At 67.2% G+C, this 5,884-nt stretch carries 7 protein-coding genes, 1 pseudogene and 1 riboswitch; of the genes and pseudogenes, 4 read left to right on the top strand and 4 right to left on the bottom strand.

Translation table 11 applies throughout. The features are described from left to right. The 3 genes and pseudogenes from cobN to ACEQXV_RS02375 all read right to left on the bottom strand — a co-directional run. Positions 1–555: pseudogene (gene cobN / locus ACEQXV_RS02385) on the bottom strand (cobaltochelatase subunit CobN); the annotation flags it as partial. 9 nt (positions 556–564) lie between these two features. Then, positions 565–1,599 carry a cobalamin biosynthesis protein CobW gene (gene cobW, locus ACEQXV_RS02380; protein WP_370267714.1) on the bottom strand — a complete coding sequence of 345 codons (1,035 nt, stop codon included), beginning with the start codon at positions 1,597–1,599 and terminating at the stop codon, positions 565–567. Between the two features lie 3 nt (positions 1,600–1,602). Then, on the bottom strand, positions 1,603–1,974 hold the full coding sequence (locus tag ACEQXV_RS02375; protein ID WP_370254093.1) for a DUF1636 family protein: 372 nt from the start codon (positions 1,972–1,974) through the stop codon (positions 1,603–1,605). Positions 1,975–2,064: 90 nt separating this feature from the next. Further along, a riboswitch (cobalamin riboswitch) is annotated at positions 2,065–2,295 on the bottom strand. Between the two features lie 37 nt (positions 2,296–2,332). On the opposite strand from ACEQXV_RS02375, the gene cobO reads away from it, so the two are divergent. From cobO to ACEQXV_RS02355, 4 genes are all read left to right on the top strand, one after another. Next, on the top strand, positions 2,333–2,953 hold the full coding sequence (gene cobO / locus ACEQXV_RS02370) for a cob(I)yrinic acid a,c-diamide adenosyltransferase (protein ID WP_370267713.1): 621 nt from the start codon (positions 2,333–2,335) through the stop codon (positions 2,951–2,953). 111 nt (positions 2,954–3,064) lie between these two features. After that, positions 3,065–3,412, top strand: a complete 348-nt coding sequence (locus ACEQXV_RS02365; RefSeq protein WP_370267712.1) for a Lin0512 family protein — start codon at positions 3,065–3,067, stop codon at positions 3,410–3,412. Beyond that, positions 3,412–3,768: a Lin0512 family protein gene (locus ACEQXV_RS02360; protein WP_370254105.1), complete on the top strand. Its 357-nt coding sequence runs from the start codon at positions 3,412–3,414 to the stop codon at positions 3,766–3,768. Before ACEQXV_RS02365 ends, ACEQXV_RS02360 begins: the two co-directional genes overlap by 1 nt. 9 nt (positions 3,769–3,777) lie before the next feature. Next, a complete protein-coding gene (locus ACEQXV_RS02355; protein WP_370267710.1) occupies positions 3,778–5,226 on the top strand; it encodes a cobyric acid synthase in 1,449 nt (482 codons plus the stop codon). A 175-nt stretch (positions 5,227–5,401) separates the two neighbouring features. Here the strand turns inward: ACEQXV_RS02355 and ACEQXV_RS02350 are convergent. Continuing rightward, positions 5,402–5,884 (bottom strand): MarR family winged helix-turn-helix transcriptional regulator (locus ACEQXV_RS02350; RefSeq protein ID WP_370267709.1); only part of this gene is annotated, 483 nt, incomplete at its 5' end.

Below are 5,884 nucleotides of genomic sequence, written 5' to 3'. Positions count from 1 at the left end.
GCCGGGGCGGTAGAAGCCGAAGTCGGGCACGGTCTTTTCGCCCACCACCGGCCCCGCGTAGAGCCCGCCTGCCAGCGCCAGTTGCGCCAGCGCCGCGTGGGCGGCCACCGCCCCGCCCGCGTCGCACAGGTGCTGCAGGCGGCGCAGGGTGGAGACGGGCAGGGTGGAAAGCTCGTCAAGGCGCGGATCGGGCCGGCCATCTGCGGGCAGGATCGCAAGCGCCATCCCCGTTCGTTCGGCCAGTTCCCGCAAGGTGGCGAGGCCATAGGGCCAGTAGCTTTCGCCGCCGATCAGCTTGACCAGAACCGCGCGCGTGCCGATCAGTGTCTGTTCCGCATAGGTGTCGACCGACAGGGGATGTTTCAGCGCCACCAGATTGGCAAGGCGGACGCTCGGCTCGAACCCATGGGCCTTTGCCCTGCCGTAGCCTGCCGCGAAGGCCCCGAGGTCGGAATCGGAAAAGGACAGCACGACCAGGTCCGCGGGGCTTTGCCCGAGATCCATGGGGGTGTCGGTTTCCTCCAACCCGTGGCTTTCGCGGAAGACGACATGCATCGGCCCTGATTATCCCTCCAGCACCGCGCGGATGGCGGCGGCGTCCACGTGGTCATGCTCACCGATCACGACGAGCTGCGACCGGCGGGGCAGATCGCCCCACGGGCGGTCGAACTGGGTGCGCAGGCGCTCGCCCACGGCCTGAACCAGCAGTCGCATCGGTTTGCCCTTCACGGCGATATACCCTTTCACGCGCAGTGCGTTCTGTTCCCGCGCCAACCGCAGCACGGCGGCTTCCAGCGCTTTGACGTCTTCTACCTCGTCCAGTTCGATCACCACGCTGTCAAAATCGTCATGTTCGTGGTCATCCGCGCCGTCATGGTGGCTGGGACGGGCATCGAGATCGTCCTCGGCGGCCGCTTCCAGCCCCAGCACCACGCGCGGGTCGATCACGCCTTCGGTCATCGGCAGGATCGACACCGGGCGGGGCATCTCGGCCTCGATCACCGCGCGCGCCTTTGCCAGCCCCTCTTCGCCCGCCAGGTCGGCCTTGGACAGAAGGATGATGTCGGCGCAGCTGATCTGGTCTTCGAAGACCTCGCCAAGCGGCGTGTCGTGGTCGAGGCTGTCATCGGCCTCGCGCTGTGTCTGAACGGCATCCACGTCGGGGGCGAAGCGGCCCGCCGCCACGGCCTCGGCATCGGCCAAGGCAATCACGCCATCGACGGTGATGCGCGAGCGGATCGCGGGCCAGTCGAAGGCCTTGAGCAAGGGCTTGGGCAGCGCCAGGCCCGAGGTTTCGATGAGGATATGCTCGGGCGTCTCGGGCAGCGCCATCAGCGCCTCGATGGTGGGGATGAAATCATCGGCCACGGTGCAGCAGATGCAGCCATTGGCCAGTTCCACGATGTTTTCCGCCGGGCAATTCTCGTCCGCGCAGGTCTTGAGGATGTCGCCATCCACGCCGGCGGTGCCGAACTCGTTGACCAGGACGGCCAGGCGCTTGCCCTGGTTGTTTTCCATCAGGTGCCGGATCAGCGTGGTTTTGCCCGCACCGAGAAAGCCGGTGATGACGGTGACGGGGATCTTGGAGAGCGATTGCATGGATCAGTCCTTGAGCGGAGGGATGCGGGCGATGGATTGCTTGCGGAAGACCTCGGGCCGTTCACGCCAGGGCACCAGCCCGTCGGACGTGGCGGCATAGGCACGGATGCCGGCGAGGATCTGGTCGAGGTGATCTTCGGGGTCGAGGCGGCCATAGATATAGGTCCAGCGCTCGGGCCCGCCCGAAAGCGCCAGCGAGCAGCCGTTGGAGCAGGCGGACAGGCATTCATTGCCACGCAGGCGAACGCCCTCGGGCAACTCGGCTCCCTGCAACGCTTCGTGCAGGCGAAAACCGGGGCGCGGCTCCTCCTGCACCCGTTCGCCATCGACCGTCTTGCGGCAGGTCGTGCAGACCGTGACTGTCACCTCGCCCATGCGCGGCCTTTCCTCGGTTCGGCGGATGGGGGGAATGACCAGCCGGGGGCGCGAAGGCCCGTCTTGGCCGGCACGGCACACCCCGGCCGCCCGTTACGCGTTTGCGCTGGCAGGTCTCCCGGCTTGCGGATATCGGGGCCCCTGATCGGGCCCCGGCGGCGTCTGGTCCTTCCCGGCGCGCTGCCAGTGGTTCCAGGGCCTTCTCCGGTCACGGTCGCGGGGGCGGCTGCGCTTCGGCGATGGACCGCAGGTGGTCGCAAAGCCTGTCGCATTCCCTCTTCGCCTGTTCTAGGAACAGGAACCAGCAGACCCGCACCTGCGGCATGCGCCGCCCCGATGTCAAGCGAAGGATGAGGAAATGGCCGATACGCCGCTGTCCGAGGAAGACCGCCACGCCCAGAAGATGGCCAAGAAGAAGGCCGCCCGCGACAAGATCATGGCCACAAAGGAGGGCGAGAAGAGGCTGATCATCGTCCATACCGGTCCCGGCAAGGGGAAATCCTCTTCCGGCTTCGGGATGATTCTGCGCTGTATCGCCCACGAGATGCCCTGCGCGGTGGTCCAGTTCATCAAGGGGGCCTGGGACACCGGCGAGCGGCGGCTGCTGGAAGGCAATTTCAGCAACCTGTGCCAGTTCCACGCCATGGGCGAGGGCTTTACCTGGGAGACCCAGGACCGCAGCCGAGACATCGCCATGGCCCAGAAGGGCTGGGACAAGGCGAAAGAGCTGATCCGCGACCCCTCGATCCGCATGGTGCTGCTTGACGAGATCAATATCGCGCTACGCTACGATTACCTCGATATCGCCGAGGTCGTGCGGTTCCTGAGCGAGGAGAAGCCGCCGATGACCCACGTGGTGCTGACCGGGCGCAACGCGAAGGAAGACCTGATCGAGATCGCCGACCTGGTGACCGAGATGACGCTGGTCAAGCATCCGTTCCGGTCGGGGATCAAGGGTCAGATGGGGGTCGCGTTCTGAGAGGGGTTTCGCCGCGCGTTCCGCGCGTCGACCCGCGGGGGGCGCTGCCCCCCGGACCCCCCGGGATATTTTCGGAACAATGAGATCACCAAGCGAAGGAGCGGCGCGATCATGACAAGGCGGCGGATGCTGACGGAATTCGGGCAAGGCACCAGCCTGCGCCGGCAGGATTACACCGAGGCGGCCTGCCGGGCGGTGCGTGACGCGCTTTGGCACAATTCGATCAACCTTGCCGAGCTGTTCGGGCGCGACAAGTCCGAGATGCTGATCGACGTGGAGATCGGCGTGGCGGCGCCCGAACGGGTTGACCTGGCCACCGTGGCGGCCGTGTTTCCCTACGGGCAGGTTTCGGTGCGGGCGATCAAGGGCGGGCTCGACGTGCCGCGCAGCGATGGCAAGGCGCCCACGGTGATCGCGGTGGCTGCGCTCTCGGTGTCCTTCGAGATGGAGGGCGCATGATGGCGGAGCAGCGGTTCATCATCGAGATGGGAATGGGCAATGATCTCTACGGGCAGGATTACACCAAGGCCGCAGCGCGTGCGATCGAGGATGCGATCCGGCACAGCTCGATCCCGATGTTCGAGGTTCTGGGGGTGGATCACGCCCGGATGCGGGTGCTGGTGACTGTGGGTGTGCAGGAGCCAGACAAGCTGGACTGTGCCGCGCTGGCCAATGTCCTTGCGCACGGGCAGGTTGAGGTGCGGGCCGTTCACGGGGGGCTCAACGTGGTCAACCCCGACAGCGGCAGGGTGACGGTGATCGCCAGCGCGGCGGTCGAGGCCTTTCTCGACCCGGCCCTGGTCGCGGGGCTGTAGGAGGCGGGGATGGGCAAGGCGCTGATGATCCAGGGGGCGGGGTCCAACGTGGGCAAGTCGCTGCTGGTCGCGGGGCTGTGCCGGGCGGCACGGGCGCGGGGGCTGTCGGTGGCGCCGTTCAAGCCGCAGAACATGTCGAACAATGCTGCCGTGACAGTGGACGGGGGAGAGATCGGGCGCGCGCAGGCCTTGCAGGCCATGGCCTGCGGGCTGGAGCCTATCGTGGACATGAACCCGGTGCTTCTGAAGCCCGAGACGGATGTGGGCGCGCAGGTGGTGGTGCTGGGCAAGCGGGTCGCGACGGTGAAGGCGCGGGACTATGCCAAGCTGAAGCCGCAACTGATGGCACCGGTGCTGGAAAGCTTTAGTCGATTGAAGGCGAGCCATGACCTGGTGATCGTCGAAGGCGCGGGCAGCCCGGCGGAGGTCAACCTGCGGGCGGGCGATATCGCCAATATGGGCTTTGCCGCGGCGGCGGATGTGCCGGTGGTCTTGGCTGGCGATATCGATCGGGGGGGCGTGATCGCGCAGATGGTGGGGACGCAGGCGGTTCTGGACCCGGCCGACGAGGCCTTGATAAAAGGGTTTCTCATCAACAAGTTCCGCGGCGATGTGCGGCTGTTCGACGATGGCTACGCCCTGATCGCGGCGCGGACCGGCTGGCAGGGTTTCGGTGTTCTGCCCTTCTTCGCGGGGGCCGCGCGCCTGCCGGCCGAGGATGCGCTGGACCTGCCCGTGGGAACGGGGGGTGAGGGGCTTCGGGTGGCTTGCCTGGTCCTCAGCCGGATCGCCAATTTCGACGATCTCGACCCTCTGGCACAGGAACCGGGGGTTTCGCTGCACATGGTGCGGGCCGGAGAGGCGATCCCCGGCGACACCGACCTCGTGATCCTGCCCGGCAGCAAATCCACGCGCGGGGACCTGGCCTATCTGCGCGGGCAGGGCTGGGATGTGGACCTGATGGCGCATTGGCGGCGTGGCGGGCGCATTCTGGGAATTTGCGGCGGATATCAGATGCTTGGCCGATGGGTGCATGACCCTGACGGGATCGAGGGTGCAGCCGGGTCGACCGAAGGGCTTGGGCTTCTGGATGTCGAGACCGTGATGACCGGCGACAAGAGCCTGACGCGGGTTGCCGCGCGGCACGCGGCCACGGGAAAGGCGATGCAGGGCTACGAGATCCATATCGGGCGCACCGATGGCGCGGACCGGGCGCGACCCTTCGCGCAGGTAGGCGATGCGCCTGAGGGCGCCTGTTCCGCCGATGGCCGGGTGCAGGGAAGCTACCTGCATGGCATGTTCGTGGAAGACGGGTTCCGGCGTGCCTACCTGGAGGCGTTCGGCGTGGAGGCGGGGCCGTTGTCCTATGGGCGTGTGGTGGAGGAAACGCTCGATGAGCTGGCCGCCCATATGGACGCGCATCTGGACGTGGACGGGCTCTTGGCGCTGGCCCGGTAAGCCCCTGAAACAGGGGGGTGCCGGGCGTGCACCCCCCGTGCACCCCCCGTGCACCCCCCGTGCAGACGAAACGCGGGTCTCGCCGCGCCTTTGGCGCGCCGACCCGCGCGCGATCCGCCGCGGATCGCGGGCATTTTCCGTCACGGAAAATGTCTGCCTGCCGGACCGGCAGGCGCTACTCGGCGGCGTCGCGGGGAAGGTCGAGCCGGGACCGGGGGCGGGCCTTGGGGTCGGCATCGAGAACCTTGTGCAGTTTTTCCATGATCTGCACGAGCGTGATCTGCTCGGCGGGCGTCAGCCCCGACATCAGGCGATCCTCGTAGGCCCTGGCCCGGGGCAGGATGTGGCCCAGAAGGGCGTGCCCCTCATCGGTCAGGGAAATCGACAGGAGCCGCTGGTCGGTGGCGCTGCCGGTCTTGGCCACGAGGCTGGCCTCGGTCAGGCGGGTGACCGCCCGGCTGACGCGCGGCTTGTCGAGGTTCACGCAGTCATGGATTTCACGCACGGATACCTGGTGGCAGCTCGCCAGGTGCACAAGCACCCGCCATTCGGCCACCGTGATCCCGGCCTCGGCCCCGTAGATCAGCGACAGGCGGCGGCTCACGCGTTCGGACAGGACCGCGATTCGGTAGGGCAGGAAGTCTGCCAGTTCAAACGC

Origin of the sequence: Nioella sp., assembly GCF_964229645.1 — a bacterium.
In the GTDB taxonomy this organism is placed as follows: domain Bacteria; phylum Pseudomonadota; class Alphaproteobacteria; order Rhodobacterales; family Rhodobacteraceae; genus Nioella.
The sequence above is the reverse complement of the archived record's forward strand: the minus strand, read 5'-3'. Positions and strand labels throughout refer to the sequence as shown.